Raw genomic sequence first — 19,612 nt, 5'->3', positions numbered from 1 at the left:
GCATCTTCCAAGTAAAGCGGAAGATGCTCGTATTTTTAACTATATTTATACTTCTATTTTAATAATTTAAATGTAAATGATACTTTAAAATCTTATTTTTTATTAGGATCGATTACTTCCAATATAATGAAAATAATTAAGACAATTCTATTACTAAAAAATTATCTATATGGGTACTCGTATTCAACCTAGTGGTTTTATTGTCCAAGCTTTTCGTGCATAAGGATTTAAAGGATGCATGATTTCATTTGTTTGAGGGTTTGTTAGTATATTGATTTTCTTACTGTGAGGTTTTAACATGTCTAATACATCATTCACTCGATTTTCCACAAGGGGTTTCTTTCCGTAGGAACCCCAAGCCAATAAAACACTATCGGCTTCTTTGACAGCTTTCATAATATGAATATCCGTATGCTTGTCATGGCTGTTTTCGATATGTTTTAAATTAATAGGTGTATCAATATTTGAAAAAAGGTTAATAAAATTAACACCACCATATTCATCTTTTTCAGCTACTTTATTGATAATTAGTTGTGTTGTAAGGTCAACGTTGATAACTCCATCATAATGAGGATACATCGTTATAATTGTGAGTACTTCTTTATCAATATCCCAAGTTTTCTTGAGAAGATAACGATGCATTTTATCCTCACTAAATATCGCTTCTGTTTCTAATACACTTTTGATTGATTTCATTTTTTATCTAACTCCTTTGTTTAATATTCTTCTGGTAACAACATGACGTAATAAGAAAGGTCTACATCATCTTCTCGGATAATGTAGACCTTATTAATATTGATAGCTTTTGAATAATTTGCCTTATGAATTTTTACGTACTCTGGACGTTCTTGCTTATGTTTGATATATAATTGACTATTATGCATATTGAACTGGAATATATGAAAGTAATCAATCTCTTCTAGTTCCTTGAATTGTTCGTTTTCGCGTTGCGCTACAAGTTTCCATAACTCTTGCTGCAATATTGCTGGCAAGTAATTGGCAATACCACGTGTAATATAACGTTCCATGCTCATTTCTCCTTTTCTATATCTTTCATTATTGTAATAACTTCTGTAATGACTGTGACGCTTATCTGAGCTATGTGTATCCATTTATTCATTATTATAATTCTCCTTTTCAAGTAAGTGTCTTTGATCTAGTAGTGGCATAACTGTGTTATGAAGATATAAGAAGTCCATATCGTTTGTTTCATCAATATAACCAATCGCAATGAGTTGTTTTTGATAGTAGAGGATAAAGGGGTATATATGTCTTTCATGAAGTGTATCAGAGTAGTAAGTATGCGTATGAAGGATTTTGTTGGTGAGTGGACCAAGTCTGACATATTGATCAGGAAGGATATCATCAGCGATTTCCTCGATAGATTCACATTCCCATTTTTCATCCCTTGGCAGATTGAATAAGTTGGTTATATAATGCTTGAGTTGTAGTTCTAATGTCATTGTTATGACCTCCTAATGTATTTGGTTGATGTATACATGTGATACATCATTTAGATAATATAAGTTTGAAATAATGTTTGTTTCGCTTAGAAATCCCACTGAAATACAGAAAATATCCCAATCGAAAATCATCACAATTGTTGATATGACAAGGAAATCCCGTTATCCCGCTCATTTCTCAGGAAATATAGCTATATATTTATATATGATTTGGATTTGTAGATGTCAGTACGACTGACTTTTTCTTTTTATATTATTTATTTATAAATAATAATGGGATTTTGGGATTACGCTTGCGTAATCCTTCTGCTACATGAAGTTATTGAATCCCGCTGTTATCCCGTTGACATTTTATTTTGGGATGTTCTTTCGTCATACAATATAAGCTTCATATCGAGTTATGACTGATTAGTTTGTTGAAATATTTGATAGATGCGTGTTATTGAATGACGAAAGGACAAGTATGTTTACATTATATTTTGAGAAAGAGGGTTTGAGGTAAAAATAAAGACGAAGTGCTGAGACGCACTTCGTCGAGAGAAGAATGATTAAATTTGATTTTGTAGTTATTATAATTTTGATTCTAATTGGTGGACAAGATGAGTTAGCATTGTATTAATCGGTGTAGGTATATTAAATTCTTTTCCATAAGCAGCTATTTGTCCATTAAGGTAGTCTATTTCAGTTAAGCGGCCATTTGAATAATCTTGATGCATTGATGGGTAATGAAGTCCTTGAGCTTCTTTTGGATAGGCTGATACAACTTTTTTAAAAAGCTCATTACGATCCAAATGAATGTCTTTTGCCTTTGCAACTGCGACAATTTCATCAATAATTGGCATAATCATTTCATCTGATTGTGCATAATTACCAAATTCGTAAATGGTTTTGTTTAATATCGTACATAGAGGATTTAAAACACTATTGAGTGTAGCTTTAGACCATATTGATTCGAATACATTGGAACTAATTTGTGCATTCAAGCCAGAGTCATTGAATATTTGAAGTATAGTATTAGCTTGTTCATCTACTTCACCATCTGCTCTTTGTAGATATATAGATCCTTCGCCTTCGAGTAATAATTGACCTGGCCCGCGCAGTCCAGCTGTCCACATAGTTACGCCAAGATAGATTTGTGATAGCGGAACAATTTGTGATAATCGCTCTTCATGACCTAAGCCATTCATCATACTTAATATAGCTGTCCCACTATGAATACAGCCAGCTTCTTGTAAACGTTGTAACATCTCTTCAGATTGCATAGCTTTGGTTAATATTATGATGAGATCAAATTCAGCTGAAACATCTTTGGTTAATATTGCGGGAATGTTAATTGAGTAGTTATCTGTTTCTGTTTTAATGTTCATGCCATCTTGATTAATTTGATTAACATGCTCTTCCCAATTATCTATAAGTGTTACGTCATAACCAGCTTCTTTTATAGAAATACCAATTCTTCCACCCATTGCGCCTGCACCTGCTATGGCTATTTTGTACATAAAATACACTCCTTAGCTATTTTTAGATTTTATAATCAATATTACAATATAATTGAATTATATCATTTTAGACCTTTTGGTGAATTGTTGCGCAATTCTTTGATTTGAGCCATCATTCAGTTGGTTATCATATTATGGTTTTTAGTATTATTTGAAAATCCCATTGAAATTCAGAAAATATCCCAACCGAAATGCATGCTCATTGTTGGTATGACGAGGAAATCCCGTTATCCCGCTTATTTCTCGGGAAATATAGCTATATATTTATATATGATTTGGATTTGTAGATGTCAGTACGACTTACTTTTTCTTTTTATATTATTTATTTATAAATAATAATGGGATTTCGGGATTACGCTTGCGTAATCCTTCTGTCACTTGAAGTTATCCAATCCCATTGCTATCCCGTTCATATTATATTTTGGGATGTTCTTTCGTCATACAATATAAGCTTCACATTGAGTTGTGACTTGTTAGTATGTTGAAAAGGTTCGTTAGATGGGGGTTATTGAATGACGAAAGGACAGTACATAGATATTAGATTTGAAAGTAGAGTGTTTGAGGCAAAAACAAAGACGAAGTGCTGAGGAGCACTTCGTCTAGATTATTATTATTGAAAAGTTGTTTAATAATTTCATTATTAAGTTTTAGTGTAACGTAGAATTGCTTTTTATGATTCTCATGTTTACGAATGTCAATACGGTCAATAACCGTTAGGTACAAAGCTTTGAGCTGTGATTTATCCATGGATTCTATATTTTGAAATATTCGTTGTAATAGGGCAGCGATTTTTTTCGTATCATAAGATGGTTTCTCTTGATTTTGTTGGTGCTTGAGTTGATTCATTTGATTTGTAATGTCATTGAGTTGTGTTTCATATTGATGAATAGTTGGTTTGAGTGCAGATGTTAAGTCTGGATTGTCTTCGATGGTTTGAATTAGATTTTTTAGTTTAGTGTTTATTTCATCAAATTGTTGTTGCTTATATGCGATATCATGGTTAAGTGCAGCCATATCAATTTGACTATCTTGATTAACACGTTCGACAACTTGTTTGAGAACTTTATCGCTTTTGACAATTTCAAGTATTTGATCCATAACGTATTTCTCAATCACCTCAGCTCTAACACTATTCGCAGAACATACTTTTGAGCCTTTATTTCGAAAGTTACTACAAGAATAATAGCGTATTCGCTTCTTGGTACCATCTTTCAATGTGTTCGTTGTGTTACTAGCTGCCATTGGTGCACCACATTGTGGGCAGTGAATAATACCTGTTAATTGATTGGTTCCTTTTCCATGAACTTGAGGTTTTTGACTGACCTGTTTTTTGCGTGATTGGACTTTATCCCATAATTCTTGACTAATAATAGGAGGGTGTTTACCATCAGCTATAATAGGTTTATCATTCAGTCCTTTACGACGCTTTTCATTCCAATCTTTGTACTTCGCAAATTGAATTTTACCAATGTAGAATGGATTGACTAAGATATAGGTTATTGAATTGATGCTAAAAGGATTACCTTTTTTAGTAACATATCCTTTGTGATTGAGGGCATTGGCAATTTTACGATAACCATGTCCTTTGGCATAAGATTCGAATATATATTTCACGATATTCGCTTCATGTTGATTAATCATTAGTTCGTGTTTATTATCAGGGATTTTGTCATATCCTAGTGGCAAATTCCCTTGATAGTAGCCTTCTTGTGCACGTCTAGTTTGGCCCATGAATACATTCTCGACAATGTTATTACGTTCGAATTCTGAGAAGCTCGCAAGTATTTGTAGCATCAGTTTACCACTGCTTGTATTAACTTCCATACGCTCAGACAGGCTGAAGAATTCGACATTTTGACGATGAAGGTCTTCAACAATTTTGAGTAAGTCTGATGTATTACGTGCGAGTCTATTCGTTTTATACACCATGACACAATCGATATGACCTTCGTTCGCATCTTTTAACAAACGTTGGAGCTCAGGGCGGTTCATAGACTTTCCTGAAATACCACGATCAGCGTATATATCTTTGACTTCGAAATGATGGAAGTTACAATATTCTTTGATTTGATTGATTTGCCCGTCGATACTATAGCCCTCTGCACTTTGCATTTCTGTTGATACGCGGACATAGATACCGACACGTTTTTGTTTGAGTTGTTGCATGATTTTTTCATCCTTTCTGATTAAGCAATCGATGACTGTGTTTTTTGATTGACGATGTTTAAGGGTTCATTTTTGAAATAGATTCCAACAAGGGCTTTGTTTTTAGTAATGCGAATTTCATCAATATAGGGATGCAGCATGTTTAACGTGAAACTTTTCTGTATAACCTTTTGTAGTGATGCTTTTATCCGAATATCACTTATTGCTTGTATAGGTTTATTCTGTAGATTAATTGATTGGGACTGTTCTCTGAATGTTTCTACATCAATTGTTCCTTGAGCTAATTTTTCAATGAGCTTTTCATGAGTTAATGTGTTATTAGTATTATGCATTTTTTGTTTTTTGAGCTGTTTCTCAATAGCGTGTTTGATTTTCGAATAGAGCTGTTGGTCTCGAAAGAATTTTTGGCAAGATTCTAAGACCTGTTTTTCTAGGTTTTCAGCGTTTATGCCTTTAAAGTCACATGCAAAACGTGATGCATTCATATTTTTAGGACAGACATAATAACGTAATGAATGATTGGTTTTTCTAATGGTCATGTTGGTAAGGGTTGAACCACAACAAGGACATTTTATTTTTTGTTTGAGTTGGTTTTCTGACGGTTTACGTTTGACTTGTTTCTGAGTTCGGGTAACTTGAGCTTCTTCGTATATCGTTGTACTGACAATAGCTGGGAACATGTTTTCATATTGTCCGTATTGATTGATAACACGGCCACAGTAATTAGGGTTAAGGATAATATTACGCACTTGATAGGGCTTACGATTAATGAATTTATCATCAGCTTCTAAGTATTGTGCAATTTTTTTATAACCATAACCTTGAAGGTAATAATTGAACACAGCTTTTACTGTTGGTGCTTTTACTGTGTCTATCATGAATGTTCCATTATGGTAGTGATAGCCAAATGGAGCGTGCGTTGTAATTAGTTTACCTTGGCTTGCTTTTTCTCGGATTCCATTTTTAACTTGTTCTCCAATATTATCGGATTCAAGTTCAGCGAGACTCATGAAAATATTGAGTTTGAGCCGATCGAATGCTTTATCCATGTCGAAGTAGCCATCATGAACGCTTAAGATATGAACATGATACTTTTGACACAATTTCATGAGTTTTAATGCATTTTTTAGGTTACGATGAAGTCGATTCAGACGATAGCAACATAATACGTCACATTGTCCCTGTTGAATCAGTTCAGTAATTTGTTGATAACCATTCCGCTTATCAGTGCGTCCTGATTGCTTATCGTTATAAAAAGTGATTTGTTTAATACTGTGTTTTTTGGCTAGTGCTTTGATGGTCTGTTTCTGTGCTGCTAGAGATTGTTGTTTGAGTGTACTTTGACGTAAGTAACCTATTGCTTGTTTCATCTTGTTTCCTCCTTCCAAAGTAATAATATATATTTATGAACGAATTTATAGATTAGCCCAACACCAGCCAGGTGTTGGGCGTATTATTAGTCATCAACGTGATTGATTTCTTCAATCACTAAATCAGCAAGTAATGTGATTAATTCGTCCATATGATTCAACCTCCAAATATCAAATTATATAGAATTGATAACATGTTGCATTGTTATTCGTTCTTGTCGTTTACTTGGGACAAAATGTTCAGTTATCTCTTTTTCATTCATGAATTCAGGGTACAAGTGATAAAATTTTAGTAGCTTTTGTTCCGTTTCAGTTAATACATATTGTTGTATATGGTAGTATCTGTCGATATAATTAACGATAATAGATTTTTGATGATCATCGACTTCTACCGAATCAATTGTATAATCTAATAAGTTGACGTTTGTTTTCATTTTTATGCCTCCGATTAATTTAATGAGCTACAACGCATAGAGCGTTGTAGCGATATAATATTCAAATTTATAGTTCTAAATCGTCATTTGCTTCTTTTTCTTTCGCTTGTTTAATAAAATTATTAAGCAAATCTGGATTTGTATTATTATCAAATTTCGGTGGTGTAAAAGCTTCTGTATCAGGGCTTAAGCCGAGAATAGGTGCAAGTTCTTTATCCAATTTAAGATGGTAGAACACAATGGTCTTTGATTTTCCTTGAGCATCTTTGATACTACGTTTAGTTGTTTTTCGATTAGGGTCAGATTGAATATGGCCTTTATCTCGCAAAGCATTGATAACATTATTGACATCTTGGTATTGATTTTCTTCCAGCATTTGTTTAAAAACATCTTTAAGCATTTTGACTTGAACACAATTTTCCTTTAATTGAATAAGTCCATAATTCTCCACTATAGTTGATAGCTTACTATCTTCAGTAAATTTGCCTCTGTTCTGTGCCACAAACTGAACTATAGTTTCGAGAGCTTTGGAAGACAGATCTCGTTCACTAACAGAATCTAAATGATAGTTAATGAGGTAATCTCTAACTGCATCCAAACCGATAGGTGTCGCGATTACACGTTCTAATATTCGTGCTGAAGTCGTAATGGTGGCGTAGCGCTTGAACATGCGGATACCTGTATTGCTCGTTTCATTTTCTAGTTGCGTTTTGAACCATTGATGCTCAGTTCGGAACCATTGAATGACTTCTGCTTCACGATTAAGTAGGTACTCGGCGACTAATGGCATCACATGACCGTAATTAGCTGATGTTGCCTTTTTAATGGCATCAGCATTTTTAGCGCTTTTAGTGAAATGTTCGTTAATTTCGATGGTTCTAACCCGTAGCCCATCATTTTTTGCTGAGTCTTTAAAAATACTATGTTCGCCTGTTACTATAATGCTAGTTCCCCAATGTCGGACACCTTTAGCCTTGCCGTTTATATCTGAACGTTGTCGTCCTAATCCTTCTGCAATACTGTACAGAAGTCCGGTAGAATCTTGAAATGAGGAAGAGGACAACTCATCTAATACAATAGGGACACCGTGATTATCATTTAGGTAACTTTCTATTCCATTACGTGTTCCGTTAAGTGATTTCATTAATGTATTTGAGCCATTGTTTACGTTACCCGCTACACTAGCTGAAAGTGCACCACTAGTACTTTTACCGCTACTAGAATTACCTACAAACGAGAAAATAGTGCCTGCAAATTCAATCTCATGTTTTGCTTTTAAGTACGCAGACACTAAAGAAGAAACACCAAATACCACGGCAAGCTCTAGCAACAAGTTCCCTTTTACTTCATCAAGATACATTTGCCACCAGTTTCCAAATGAACCTTTAGGTTGTAAATCATATTGTGTTTCGCAAATAATTTCGTCAGCTTGTGACTGTTTGATTTCATTTGAAAGATAAGGCTCGTCCAATGAAATGACGATACCTTTATCAGTATTTAAGACACCAACACCTGTATACAATGAGGACAGTGGTAGTGATTGGCGCATTAATTGCAAGGCATTACTTAACGATTTAATGTACTTTTCATTGATGCTGAAGCCATACATAATCAGACCGGGTAGCTTCTGCGATATTAAAATATCTGACGTTTCAATACGTTCGATATTTTTACCGTCAGTGATAGTCAATTTCTCAATCCCAGTAGAGGGATCAAGAAATTTGTTTTCAATGATGATTGGACTAGATAAACGAACTACCTTATCTTCGTCGTTTTTGTTTTTTGCTGGAATAAGTTCGTAACATCCAGTTGAATTTACCCAGTATGGATATTGCTCGAAAATGTTGTTAGCCATTAGTTGTTACCACCTTTCCAGTTACTTTTGTGACGCATTGGATTTGGTCCTATTTTAAATTCGTTAAAATCTTCACCTTTGTACTTCATACTAATTTACCTCCGAATGTTTTAATTTTTGTATCGGCCGAATACATTTACAACTATATAGGTAATAGCGTGAGTAGTAAGTCTGTAAAATAGCCTTAGAAATTCCATACAAAATTCCGGAGGAAAATATTGACAAAAAAAGAGTACCGATTTATATCGATACGTCTTTATATAGTAGTGACTATTTTGTTGTTATAAAAAAATAGTCAGATTGACTATTTTCATCTTTATCATCCTTCTTAAAATGATAGTTTAAAGCTTTTTTTAATTCAGCAATAAGTTTGTTACGGTTTTCTTTGGTGTACTCTGGGGGATCTACTAACTCGCTATAACTTAATAATCTAATTACTAGATCTTTAGGTGCAGATGCTTGGGTTTCTTTGTTGGTTAAGTACTTCGCAAGATTTAAGTTAATGTGAACAAGACTCTCTTGTTCTAGATAGTCGCTATAGCTGTAAGTTTGAGATGTAGCCAACCTTGAATTAACTTCGTCGTTAAGTTCAGCTAATTCGTCCATGTAGTAATTCATTACATCTATTTTTTGAGCATTATTAACATTTGGTGCAGTTATTATGTCTATAACTTTAGATTTGATACCCACTTCGATATTTGAATTGACTAAGAAATATAAATAATAATTTGTCATAGCAGTTTCATAATCAATAGGGTCTGTAATTTCATTTTTTATGAAGTAATAAAGATTTTCATTAATTTTGTTTATATATTTTAAGTCTTTTTTATTAACACCATTTTTTAAAAAATGAATATATTCAGGGTTATTTAGTAATATATCATGTAAAACGGATTCACTTTCAGATTTAAATGCATAAGACTTTCCAATTTTAAAGTTTTCAGAATCAATACCAAGTGCAAGACAAAATTTTTTGAAATTTGCTGAAAAGTTAGTTTTAGTTGGAACAAATAAATCATGATCTTCCCATTTTTTGGGTTTATTTTCGTCATCTTTATGATTGGTGTAATAAATACGTTCTACTTCAAGTTTAATTATATCATTAAGAATCAATGGGTAATTCTCCTTGTTACGAGTGTTACTATTCCTGTGTAATTCTTCATAGGATTGATTTGCGTAGTTCATTACTTCTTTTACATTTTTTGAATCGATATCCTCAATAATTGATTGTAATTCACGGCCCCAATCATGGTTCATCAAATCACTCATTTCCAATTTTTTAATAATTATACTTTAATACACTCAGGTATTTAAGGGAACATAAGTTCCTTTGTGGTATAATATGAGAACGCTAGTTCTATAAAGCGTTTATTATTGTAAGTATAACTATTCAATTAATCGAGTAATTCTCTAGTTATATAAAGGTGCTAGAAAATATACTTAATAATGAACGTGTAATTTAGTGAAAAGTTTACAAACTATTGCTTAATAGTAATATCGCAAAGATATATCCATTGCATAGCACATCGTTTTATCAGATTAGAGGATTACAATAAAAGTGAAAAATGAGTTATTATTGTAATGATGCAGATTACATAGGGAGTTGATTTATTAATGAAAAAAATATTTATTTCATACGCCTGGGATGAAATTGAAGATGAAAAAGTTATTAAGCTAGCGGAGATGTTAGAAGATTACAAAGAATTCGAAGTAAGTTTTGATAAATGGGATATAAACAAAGGACAGGAAGTACCTCTTTTTATGGAGCGTGGAATTCAGCAATCTGATTTTGTACTAATTATTTGTAGTGAGCGCTATAAAGTGAATGCAGATAAAAGGCGTGGTGGAAGCGGGTATGAAGCAAGGTTAATGTCTGATGGAGTTTTAAGAAACGAAGATAAAGATAGATTTCTTCCTATAATTTTAAATGAAAAAGATAAAAAAATATACCCAATTTTCTAAAAAGTAAGCTCTGGACAGAATTATATCATGATGAACAATCCATTGAATATAATAATCAACTTGATGACTTATTGACAACAATTATAGGACATGATAAGAAACCCAAATCAAAAAGTAAAAGCGTTTATGATCGTTTAGATAATACGAGTATATCAAATATAATTAGGAGTGATATTAAAATTTTAGGAATAAAGCAAGAAGAAGTAACGCTTCCGAAATTAGATGGTACAAGAGGATCAGCATTATATAGTATTCCATTTCTATTAAATCAAATCCCGAATCAAGAGTGGTGTGAAATTTTTATACACAAATGGAATAACCCTAGAGTTTATTCTACAATGCATAGATTTGGAAAGGCAAAAGTTGTTGGAAATAGAATAATATTGGATGGGACTACAATTGATGAAGTGAAAAAATATCATAGAGACACTTTAGTTATGTGTGTTGATGATGCGAATGAAGAGTATAAAAAAATAGAGGAAAGGAAATTGGAGTTGGAACAAATTGAAAAAAATCAAAAAAATCAATTTAAAAAAGCAATAAATAAAAAAATTCAAGATATTGAGTTTTGAAACTCTAGGATATTGCAAAATCAAAGGGTAAAATTAATAAATAGTATATCCAATTTTTATTAATTATTAAGCATTTGGAGGTATGTAAATGAAAGTTGTTTTTTCAGCTACAGGTTTTTGGAGGATTAATAATAAAGGAAAAAAATTAAAAGGGGATTTATATTTAAATGAAGAAGAAGGTGGCGTTATATTATATATTCGTATACCTAATAAGGGGCCAATGATGAGTTATTTAGAATTACCTCTTGAAATACCTTTTATTACTGGTTCTACAATTAATGGTGCCAAAATGACAATTGTCAATTGTTCAAGAATAAGTACTACTAGTAGAATAGGAACAGAAGAAGTATACGGATATAGAGCTGATTTTATGTTTAATGGTGTGAACTTTAATAATGAAGAAGATATTAAATTTTCTAAAATGACTGTAAGTATCCCAAATATTATTCAATGGGGGGATACTTCAAATTATGTAAGCCCTGAATTAGAAACTAATGCTACTTCCTTAATAGATTTAAATATCGTAGAACCTATTGAAATATATTCTAATAAAAATTATAGTGTATTCTATTATTTGAATTTTAGTAACCCATTTGAACTAATGAAGGAGGAAATAGTTTTAAAGCAAATTCCTCATCTTATAATCGAAGTTCAAACAACTAAAACGATTGAATGGTTTATGAATGTATCCAATCAGATGAGACGACTTATAGAGATAGCTATAGGTATTCCTTTAAGTTATGGGGAGATGATTGTGACAACTCCCAAATTTTACTATGAATTTGAAAATGGTAAGAAGTATATCCAACCACTGAAAGTTATTCATAGTTATAAACATACTGTGCATAATGAAAATAGTGATAATCATTTAACAAAACATGACTATCTTTTTAGCCTAAGTGAGCTTAAGAAGGGGAATTTCTCCCATTGGCAAGAAGTATCAACTATAATGGAACCTATAATTGAACTTTATATCGATAGTTTATATAACCAGAATTTATCGATTAGTCGACACTTTTTGAACATGGTACAAGCATTAGAGACCTATCATTCTCGAAGAATAGCTTTTTCTCTTAAAAATTATAAAAAAAGAGTTGAAAAATTATTAAAATTAAGACCTGAATCTTTTCGTGAAAAAGATAGGAAGTTTTTATTGGATGGTTGTAGAAAATTCATTACATTGAGAAGTCGTATTGCCGATTTATTACTAGCTAACTATGAATTTTATTTTTTTATTGGAGATTTTGAATTACAAAAGTTCCCAAGCTTAATTGCTAATACTAGAAATTATTACACCCACTATAATCCAAAACAAAAGGATAAAGTTCTTAAAGGTGAAGATTTAAGTAATGCTTTCCACATGTTGCGTAACATATTAGAATTTTATTTATTACAAGAATTAGGATTTGAAGAGGATTTTATTCACGAAAGGATAAGTGAAAGGATACAACCAATTGCGAATAGTATTAGTTTAAAAAATGCTGATAGAAAAAATATTTAATAACAATAAGTATCCAATTAAGTGATTATTAATTTTTCATTTCACTTTAGCCATCATAAGTTGAAAAGTATTATAAATAAGCTGACATACAAAGATAATTCGACATTCGTAACTTACTTTTTTAAAACCGCATCACCAACCGATAAGCAGAAGCGTATCATAAATGATGCGGTTTTTATAAGGTTCTTCTTATTGGTGAAATTGTTAAAAAAACAAAATGCAATGAACTGACAAATTAAAATCGCTTTAAGTCGTATTCTCAAAGAATCTATAAATCACTCGTATGTACACAGCCCCTTACTATCAGTTAAAGTGTCACTTTTCGGTTCTAATATTTATTATTCATAAGATATGCAATATATGATACAATTCATTCAAATGTATATTTGAATGAGGTGCTCTATGGTTCAGACTATTATAACTGCGGCAATACTTTATATTGCAACTGCGGTAGATTTATTAGTGATTTTATTAATATTTTTTGCTAGAGCAAAGACTAGAAAAGAATATAGGGATATTTATATAGGTCAATATTTAGGATCGATTATCCTCATATTAGTCAGTTTATTTTTAGCTTTTGTGTTACATTATGTTCCAGAGAAATGGATATTAGGTTTATTAGGTTTGATCCCCATCTACTTAGGTATAAAAGTTGCTATTTATGATGATTGTGAAGGTGAAAAAAGAGCAAAAAAAGAATTAAACGAAAAAGGTTTGTCCAAATTAGTAGGGACTGTTTCTTTAGTGACAATTGCAAGTTGTGGTGCAGATAATATTGGTTTATTTGTCCCTTATTTTGTAGCATTGGATATTATTGAATTACTGACTACCTTAATTGTATTTTTAGTTTTAATTTTCTTTTTAGTATTCACAGCACAAAAACTAGCTAGAATTCCTGGTGTGGGTGAAATTGTTGAGAAATTCAGTCGTTGGATTATGGCTGTTATTTACATAGCATTGGGCTTATTTATTATTATTGAAAATGAAACCATACAAACGATATTAGGATTTATATTATAAATTAAGGTGTGACTTAATATGAGTAACAATAAAATTTGTGACGTCATTTGTGTTCATGAGGAAAAAGTGAATTATGCTTTAAGATTTTTAAAAGAAGAAAAAACTCAACGGCTTATCAATACATTATTAAAGATAAGTGATGAGAATAAGCTGAAAATTATATTAGCTCTAATTAAAGAGAAAGAATTATGTGTTTGTGACTTATCTATAACATTAGGTTTGAGTATAGCTTCAACATCACATCATTTGAGAGCTCTGTATAAAAGAGACGTGCTGGATTTTTACAAGGATGGGAAAATGACATACTATTATATCAAAGATATAGAAATGAAATCATTATTAATAAAATGTATGACTTAAATATAAAGAAACGCTCACATTAAACGAGCGTTTCTTTGAATTCTTGTATTCTTTTTCCAATTTCATCTCTAACACGTTGAAATTCTGGCCATTCTTTTCCTGCTGGATCATCAAAGCCCCAGTGTTCTTTTTTAACATTAGGTGGTAATATAGGGCAATTATCGTCTGCATCACTACATAATGTTACGACCAAAGCTGACTGTTCTAAGATATCACTATCAATCAAATCTGATGTATGGTTTGAGATATCAATATCCACTTCTTTCATAGCTTCTATTGCTTTAGGATTAACACCATGTGTTTCAATACCAGCAGAATAGACATTCCAATCTTCACCCAATATTTCTTTTCCCCAACCTTCAGCCATTTGGCTACGACAAGAGTTTCCTGTACATATAAAATAAATTGTTTTCTTATCCATAATTAAAGCCTCTTTTCTTAAAATATGATTAGTGAAAGGTATAAACCTAAGAGTGTTACAAATAGGACCGGAATAGTAATGATAATTCCAGTTTTAAAGTATGTTCCCCACGAAATTTTCACACCTTTTTGTGTTAAGACATGTAGCCACAATAATGTTGCTAAAGAACCAATCGGTGTTATTTTAGGTCCTAAATCAGAACCTATGACATTCGCATAAACCATACCTTCTTTAATTGTTCCAACTACATTCGATTGTCCGATAGCAATTGCATCTATTAAAACTGTAGGCATATTATTCATAATTGATGATAACAAAGCAGATATAAAGCCCATGCCCATAACACTACTGAATAGTCCATAACTTGAAATATTGGATAATGCATCAGCTAAAATTGTGGTGATGCCTACGTTTTTCAAGCCGAATACGACTAAATACATACCAATTGAAAATAGGACAATATTCCATGGTGCACCTTTAATTACTTGTTTCGTATGCACAGCTTCGGAATTGCGAGCTAACAGTACAAAGATAATAGCAATAATACCAGCAATGATTGATACAGGGATTTGAATAAACTCACTAACAAGATAACCCACAAGTAGTATTGCTAATACAATCCATGAAATCTTAAATAATTTAGAATCTTTAATTGCATTTTTAGGATGTGAAAGATTTTCTGTATCGAACGTTTTAGGTATAGATTTTCTGAAATATAACCATAAAACGAGAATACTAGCAATCAGAGAGAATATATTAGGAATAATCATTCGACTAAAATATTCAATAAATCCAATATCGAAGTAATCTGCAGAAACGATATTAACTAAGTTACTTACAATTAAGGGTAGTGATGTAGTATCAGCGATAAAGCCACTGGCAATAATAAAGGGGAAAATCACTTTTTTATTAAACCCTAGATTTCTTACCATCGCTAATACAATAGGCGTTAAGATTAAAGCCGCACCATCATTTGCGAAAAATGCTGCTACAATTGCCCCAAGTAACATAATAAAAACAAACATTTTTAAGCCATTACCGTTTGAAGCCTTGACCATATGTATTGCAGACCATTCAAAAAAACCAATTTCATCTAATATTAATGAAATTAGAATAACAGCTACAAAAGTTAAAGTTGCATTCCAAACAATACCGGTTACTTCTAATACATCGGAAAAACTTACGACTCCTGTAAAGATAGCAACAACAGCTCCAATTAAAGCTGTAATACCAATATCTAAACCTTTTGGTTGCCATATCACAAAGATTAAAGTTAACAAGAAGATTATAATTGCTAAAATGGTCATCAACAGTCACCTGATTTCACATTTTTACATACACATCTTTGATTAGATGTATTAATGATGTTTAAGTTTTGAATAATATCATCTAAAATAGCATGATTAAGTTGATACCAATGTTTGTTGCCGTCTTTTCGTGTTGTAACTAATTCGTTATCTACTAATGACTTCATATGATGACTTAGTGTAGGTTGTGAGAATTGAAAGTGTTCTAATAAGTCACAAGCGCATAGCTCACCACAAGAAAGTAAATCTAATATTTCTAACCTGCTTGGATCTGATAAAACTTTTAATATTGCTGATAATTCTTTATAAGACATAAATAATACCTCCTTTTCATTACATAGATTAACATCTATATAGTTTTATGTCTATGTAGTTTTTTGACTAATTTTAGTATTAGATTAGAATGCGTCCTAAATAACTAGTTTTATTATCTTGCAAAAGTTGAAATAATAATTTATATTTAATACATCAAAAAAAATTGATGTATCATTTTAGTATTTTATAAAGGAGTTCGATTTTATGAGAATAAATCATGCAGGTACATTATCTGTTGATTATTTTGTTAGCTACTTAAATCTAATTATGATATCAAGAGAAGTTTCTTTAAAAGAAGCTATATCATATATGAAAAATGAATTCTTTAAAGGAGAACCTGACATGTATGGTAAAATAACAGAAACTCATTTTAATCAAGCAATACAAGAACTCAAACAAAAATAGAAATATCTATATATAAGAGAGGTGATTATTTAATGGAAATTATTAAGTCCAGTCCTAATAGAAGTGAGGAAGAAAAATTAGACTTTTATGAACAGATGTTTAATGCGCTAGCTGATAAAATCAGGCTTAAAATTCTACAATCAATACGTCAAAGCGATTCAAAATCTTTATGTGTTTGTGATCTAGAAGAATTATTAGCGTTAAAACAATCTAAACTTTCCTATCATTTAAAAAAATTAGTAGATGCAAATATTCTTATTGCTGAAAAGCATGGCACATGGAATTATTATAAAATTAATGAGCAACAAATACAGGTGGTTTTAAATGAAGATACTTGCTGTAAGATACTTTAAGTATCTTCTTTATAACATAGAATTAATCAAATTTTTTTGATTAATACATCAAGAAAAGTTGATTAAATGAATTCGGAGGCGTTATACTAATGATAGATTCAATTATGGAATTCATAAAAACATTTCTGATGTTATTTTTTGAATTATTATTACTATTTATAGTAGTGAGTTTTATAGTAAGTCTGATTCAACAAGTTGTTTCAGAAGAAAAAATTAAAAAGCTTTTGAGCAAACCTAATAAAGCTGTCAATTACATATTAGGTATGGTGTTTGGTGCTGTTACACCATTTTGTTCTTGTTCAACTATTCCAATACTTGCAGGTCTATTAAATTCCAAAGTTCCTTTTGGTCCGGCTATGAGTTTTTTGATTGCTTCACCATTAATGAACCCATTAATGATATTTATGTTATGGGCTTTATTAGGATGGAAAGTAGCCATTGTTTATTTTGTAGTACTAGCAATTTTCAGTATTTTAACAGGTTTAGTATTTTCAAAAATGAATTTAGCTGAAAGTTATAAAGGGGTCAATGTTAAAGGTGATGGATTTTTTGCTAATAAAACAGGATCTCGTTTTAAACAAGCATTAAACGATGCGTGGGCATTTTTATACCCAATGTTACCTTATCTATTTATTGGTGTATTTATTGGTGCCTTTATATATGGATTCATACCTGAAGAATTTATAACTAAGTATGCAAGTGGTGATGGTTTTATATCGGTGTTTATTGCTTCTGTTATCGGTATCCCTATGTATATCAGACCAGAAACAATGTTACCTATAGCCGAAGCATTAGTATCAAAAGGTATGTCGCTAGGAACAGTAGTTGCATTAATAATTGGTGGTGCTGGCGCAAGTATTCCAGAGGTCGTATTGCTATCTAAGCTATTCAAGAAAAAATTTGTAATATCATTCATTATTGCAATTTTAATTGTAGCCATTGCTACAGGTTTGATTGTGAATATCATTATTTAAAGGAGGTGAAATAATGGGTATTAAAGACGCATTAAAAAAAATAAAACCTCAAGAACAGTCATGTTGTTCGGTAGAAATTGAGGAAAAGAACGAAAAAAAAGAAAAAGATGAAAAAGAGCAAGAAGATAATAACAATTGCTGTAACAAGTAATATAAGGGCCTGGAATTTATATCCAGGCCCTTATATTAATCTATTTTGCTACGCTTTTCTATATTTATTCTACAATAATTAAAAAAGGACATATTTTGAAATCAATGTGTCTTTGAAAATGGTTACCTCTATATTATGCTTTGATTTCTACAGGTTCACTAAAGTGATTTTCTATAATTCTTGTTATTTCTTTACCTAGTGGTCCATTTATTGTGAAAGTTCTTTTGAAATAAGAACCTAAAATACCTAGACCTGCTGTTGCACCGACACCTTTTCCAATGCCTTTGCCTATCGTTTTTATGATGTTACTCATGATTATCATTCCTTTCATTATAATTAATATTATTTGTAAAACATTGTCTGCTTGGTTTACTTTTGAACTTGTTGTTTTAAATATGTTAATTGTAGTAAAAGTAATTCATCAATCACTTGTTCTCTTAAATCAGGGGGTGAAATGATACGTATATTGGATTGATATATAAAACGGAGTTGAATAGCTTCGACTCTTGTCATCTTGAAAGTGACAATAAGATAATGTGCATCATATTTTTCTATTACATGAATTTGATAAAATCGATGCATTTTTGACCACACATCTTTACCGATTTAAAACGTGATATAGGTTTGTAACTTTGATTTTTCTTGTATATCCACGGATTTTTCAGACAAACTCAGATTCATTTGATTAATATCATCTATATAAATTTCATTCATTGCGCGAACAACTAATGATGCTGGCAAAATACCTGTTTGATTTTTATCAATTTCAAAGCGGTCAAGATATTTTAGTAATGTAGTTCGATGACCTGAATGATGTTTGATGATTAATAATTTAAGATATTGATAAAAGTAATGACTTAATTTGGGTGTCGTCAGGTATAAAGCAGTCAAAATATCATACATAAAATGCATATTTTCATGCTTATCTTGTTCGAGCTTATAACTTTCTGATTTATAATCGTACGTGATTGCTTTAGGTGTACTGATCCACGATTTACTTTCATATAAGAAGTTTCTGGTATCGTCGATATCTCTTTGTATCGTCCTAGGACTCGTATTGAGTTCTAATGTAAGTGATTGTTTGTTGACGGATTTATTCTGTAGTAAACGATGGTATATTGTTAATATTCGAAATGCACGATCCAATATGTCACCTCCTTTAAGTTATACATTACAAAATAGGTTTGTCACAATAAGTCAATCCTCCGTATATTTAATAAAAGTTGTGAAAAAAATTTTTTAGATAAATACATTGATATAAAGAGATTTTATAAATATTGATAAGTGAAGAAATAGCGGTAATGACAAAATACGGCTATACCTCTACTTTTAAATTATGTTTTCTAATGGAATAGGCGTTACTATTTGAGAAAATAACATGGTCATAAAATAAAATGCCCATCATTTCACTGATGAGCATTAATCGTTCGGTCACATTGATATCTTCAGGAGAGGGTGTGGGGTCTTATCAAGAGTAAATTACT

The 19,612-nt window shown here is 31.4% G+C and carries 24 protein-coding genes and 1 pseudogene; 9 read left to right on the top strand and 16 right to left on the bottom strand.

What is annotated here, in order from left to right:
- Positions 1-183: 183 nt before the first annotated feature.
- The 9 genes from KA814_RS10070 to KA814_RS10030 form a co-directional block, all read right to left on the bottom strand.
- Complete coding sequence (locus KA814_RS10070) at positions 184-696, bottom strand: DUF1643 domain-containing protein (protein ID WP_210122744.1); 513 nt, start codon at positions 694-696, stop codon at positions 184-186.
- Positions 697-716: 20 nt separating this feature from the next.
- The gene (locus tag KA814_RS10065; protein WP_210122743.1) at positions 717-1,028 is read right to left on the bottom strand and encodes a DUF960 family protein; all 312 of its coding nucleotides are present in this window, start codon (positions 1,026-1,028) and stop codon (positions 717-719) included.
- Between the two features lie 84 nt (positions 1,029-1,112).
- Positions 1,113-1,463: an SAUGI family uracil-DNA glycosylase inhibitor gene (locus KA814_RS10060; protein WP_031869224.1), complete on the bottom strand. Its 351-nt coding sequence runs from the start codon at positions 1,461-1,463 to the stop codon at positions 1,113-1,115.
- 569 nt (positions 1,464-2,032) lie between these two features.
- The gene (locus KA814_RS10055) at positions 2,033-2,962 is read right to left on the bottom strand and encodes a ketopantoate reductase family protein (protein ID WP_002506256.1); all 930 of its coding nucleotides are present in this window, start codon (positions 2,960-2,962) and stop codon (positions 2,033-2,035) included.
- 537 nt (positions 2,963-3,499) lie between these two features.
- Positions 3,500-5,128 (bottom strand): cassette chromosome recombinase CcrB, encoded by a 1,629-nt coding sequence (gene ccrB / locus KA814_RS10050; protein WP_210122742.1) that lies wholly within the window; start codon positions 5,126-5,128, stop codon positions 3,500-3,502.
- Positions 5,129-5,148: 20 nt separating this feature from the next.
- On the bottom strand, positions 5,149-6,498 hold the full coding sequence (gene ccrA / locus KA814_RS10045) for a cassette chromosome recombinase CcrA (RefSeq protein WP_210122741.1): 1,350 nt from the start codon (positions 6,496-6,498) through the stop codon (positions 5,149-5,151).
- A gap of 176 nt (positions 6,499-6,674) precedes the next feature.
- On the bottom strand, positions 6,675-6,932 hold the full coding sequence (locus KA814_RS10040) for a hypothetical protein (RefSeq protein ID WP_210122740.1): 258 nt from the start codon (positions 6,930-6,932) through the stop codon (positions 6,675-6,677).
- Positions 6,933-6,999: 67 nt separating this feature from the next.
- Entirely contained in the window at positions 7,000-8,787 is a 1,788-nt protein-coding gene (cch1, locus tag KA814_RS10035) for a cassette chromosome replicative helicase (protein ID WP_210122739.1), read from the bottom strand.
- 270 nt (positions 8,788-9,057) lie between these two features.
- Complete coding sequence (locus KA814_RS10030; RefSeq protein ID WP_245335673.1) at positions 9,058-10,044, bottom strand: hypothetical protein; 987 nt, start codon at positions 10,042-10,044, stop codon at positions 9,058-9,060.
- A 357-nt stretch (positions 10,045-10,401) separates the two neighbouring features.
- On the opposite strand from KA814_RS10030, the gene KA814_RS10025 reads away from it, so the two are divergent.
- From KA814_RS10025 to KA814_RS10005, 5 genes are all read left to right on the top strand, one after another.
- Positions 10,402-10,749, top strand: coding sequence for an SEFIR domain-containing protein (locus tag KA814_RS10025; RefSeq protein ID WP_245335672.1), 348 nt, complete (start codon positions 10,402-10,404; stop codon positions 10,747-10,749).
- Positions 10,750-10,820: 71 nt separating this feature from the next.
- Positions 10,821-11,321 carry a hypothetical protein gene (locus tag KA814_RS10020; RefSeq protein ID WP_245335671.1) on the top strand — a complete coding sequence of 167 codons (501 nt, stop codon included), beginning with the start codon at positions 10,821-10,823 and terminating at the stop codon, positions 11,319-11,321.
- Between the two features lie 88 nt (positions 11,322-11,409).
- Entirely contained in the window at positions 11,410-12,822 is a 1,413-nt protein-coding gene (locus KA814_RS10015) for an ApeA N-terminal domain 1-containing protein (RefSeq protein WP_210122737.1), read from the top strand.
- Between the two features lie 402 nt (positions 12,823-13,224).
- On the top strand, positions 13,225-13,842 hold the full coding sequence (locus KA814_RS10010; RefSeq protein ID WP_037538729.1) for a CadD family cadmium resistance transporter: 618 nt from the start codon (positions 13,225-13,227) through the stop codon (positions 13,840-13,842).
- Positions 13,843-13,860: 18 nt separating this feature from the next.
- Positions 13,861-14,202 carry an ArsR/SmtB family transcription factor gene (locus KA814_RS10005; RefSeq protein WP_203265324.1) on the top strand — a complete coding sequence of 114 codons (342 nt, stop codon included), beginning with the start codon at positions 13,861-13,863 and terminating at the stop codon, positions 14,200-14,202.
- 19 nt (positions 14,203-14,221) lie between these two features.
- Here the strand turns inward: KA814_RS10005 and arsC are convergent, their stop codons facing one another.
- The 3 genes from arsC to arsR are packed head-to-tail and all read right to left on the bottom strand — an operon-like array spanning position 14,222 to position 16,244.
- Complete coding sequence (gene arsC, locus KA814_RS10000) at positions 14,222-14,623, bottom strand: arsenate reductase (thioredoxin) (RefSeq protein ID WP_061854114.1); 402 nt, start codon at positions 14,621-14,623, stop codon at positions 14,222-14,224.
- Between the two features lie 17 nt (positions 14,624-14,640).
- Positions 14,641-15,933, bottom strand: coding sequence for an arsenite efflux transporter membrane subunit ArsB (gene arsB / locus KA814_RS09995; RefSeq protein WP_203265325.1), 1,293 nt, complete (start codon positions 15,931-15,933; stop codon positions 14,641-14,643).
- Positions 15,930-16,244 (bottom strand): As(III)-sensing metalloregulatory transcriptional repressor ArsR, encoded by a 315-nt coding sequence (arsR, locus tag KA814_RS09990; RefSeq protein ID WP_065865872.1) that lies wholly within the window; start codon positions 16,242-16,244, stop codon positions 15,930-15,932. The genes arsB and arsR overlap by 4 nt, the downstream gene beginning before the upstream one ends.
- A 205-nt stretch (positions 16,245-16,449) precedes the next feature.
- Here arsR and KA814_RS09985 point away from each other — a divergent pair, with 205 nt between their 5' ends.
- The 4 genes from KA814_RS09985 (at position 16,450) to KA814_RS09970 (ending at position 18,128) form a co-directional block, all read left to right on the top strand.
- Positions 16,450-16,650, top strand: a complete 201-nt coding sequence (locus KA814_RS09985; RefSeq protein ID WP_002452584.1) for a hypothetical protein — start codon at positions 16,450-16,452, stop codon at positions 16,648-16,650.
- Between the two features lie 32 nt (positions 16,651-16,682).
- The gene (locus tag KA814_RS09980; protein WP_065865873.1) at positions 16,683-17,003 is read left to right on the top strand and encodes an ArsR/SmtB family transcription factor; all 321 of its coding nucleotides are present in this window, start codon (positions 16,683-16,685) and stop codon (positions 17,001-17,003) included.
- Between the two features lie 89 nt (positions 17,004-17,092).
- The gene (locus KA814_RS09975; RefSeq protein WP_065865874.1) at positions 17,093-17,977 is read left to right on the top strand and encodes a permease; all 885 of its coding nucleotides are present in this window, start codon (positions 17,093-17,095) and stop codon (positions 17,975-17,977) included.
- Between the two features lie 13 nt (positions 17,978-17,990).
- Complete coding sequence (locus KA814_RS09970) at positions 17,991-18,128, top strand: hypothetical protein (protein WP_107529391.1); 138 nt, start codon at positions 17,991-17,993, stop codon at positions 18,126-18,128.
- 133 nt (positions 18,129-18,261) lie between these two features.
- Here the strand turns inward: KA814_RS09970 and KA814_RS09965 are convergent, their stop codons facing one another.
- From KA814_RS09965 to KA814_RS13760, 4 genes and pseudogenes are all read right to left on the bottom strand, one after another.
- Entirely contained in the window at positions 18,262-18,441 is a 180-nt protein-coding gene (locus KA814_RS09965; RefSeq protein WP_203265405.1) for a hypothetical protein, read from the bottom strand.
- A gap of 56 nt (positions 18,442-18,497) precedes the next feature.
- Positions 18,498-18,710, bottom strand: a complete 213-nt coding sequence (locus KA814_RS13670) for a hypothetical protein (protein ID WP_229347794.1) — start codon at positions 18,708-18,710, stop codon at positions 18,498-18,500.
- Between the two features lie 24 nt (positions 18,711-18,734).
- Positions 18,735-19,274, bottom strand: coding sequence for an HTH domain-containing protein (locus KA814_RS09960; protein WP_229347799.1), 540 nt, complete (start codon positions 19,272-19,274; stop codon positions 18,735-18,737).
- A 169-nt stretch (positions 19,275-19,443) separates the two neighbouring features.
- Positions 19,444-19,581, bottom strand: a pseudogene (locus KA814_RS13760) (JAB domain-containing protein); the annotation flags it as partial.
- Positions 19,582-19,612 lie beyond the last annotated feature (31 nt).

Origin of the sequence: Staphylococcus sp. GDY8P196P (assembly GCF_017891705.1) — a bacterium.
Lineage (GTDB): Bacteria > Bacillota > Bacilli > Staphylococcales > Staphylococcaceae > Staphylococcus > Staphylococcus ureilyticus.
This window is presented reverse-complemented; position numbering and strand designations above follow the sequence as displayed.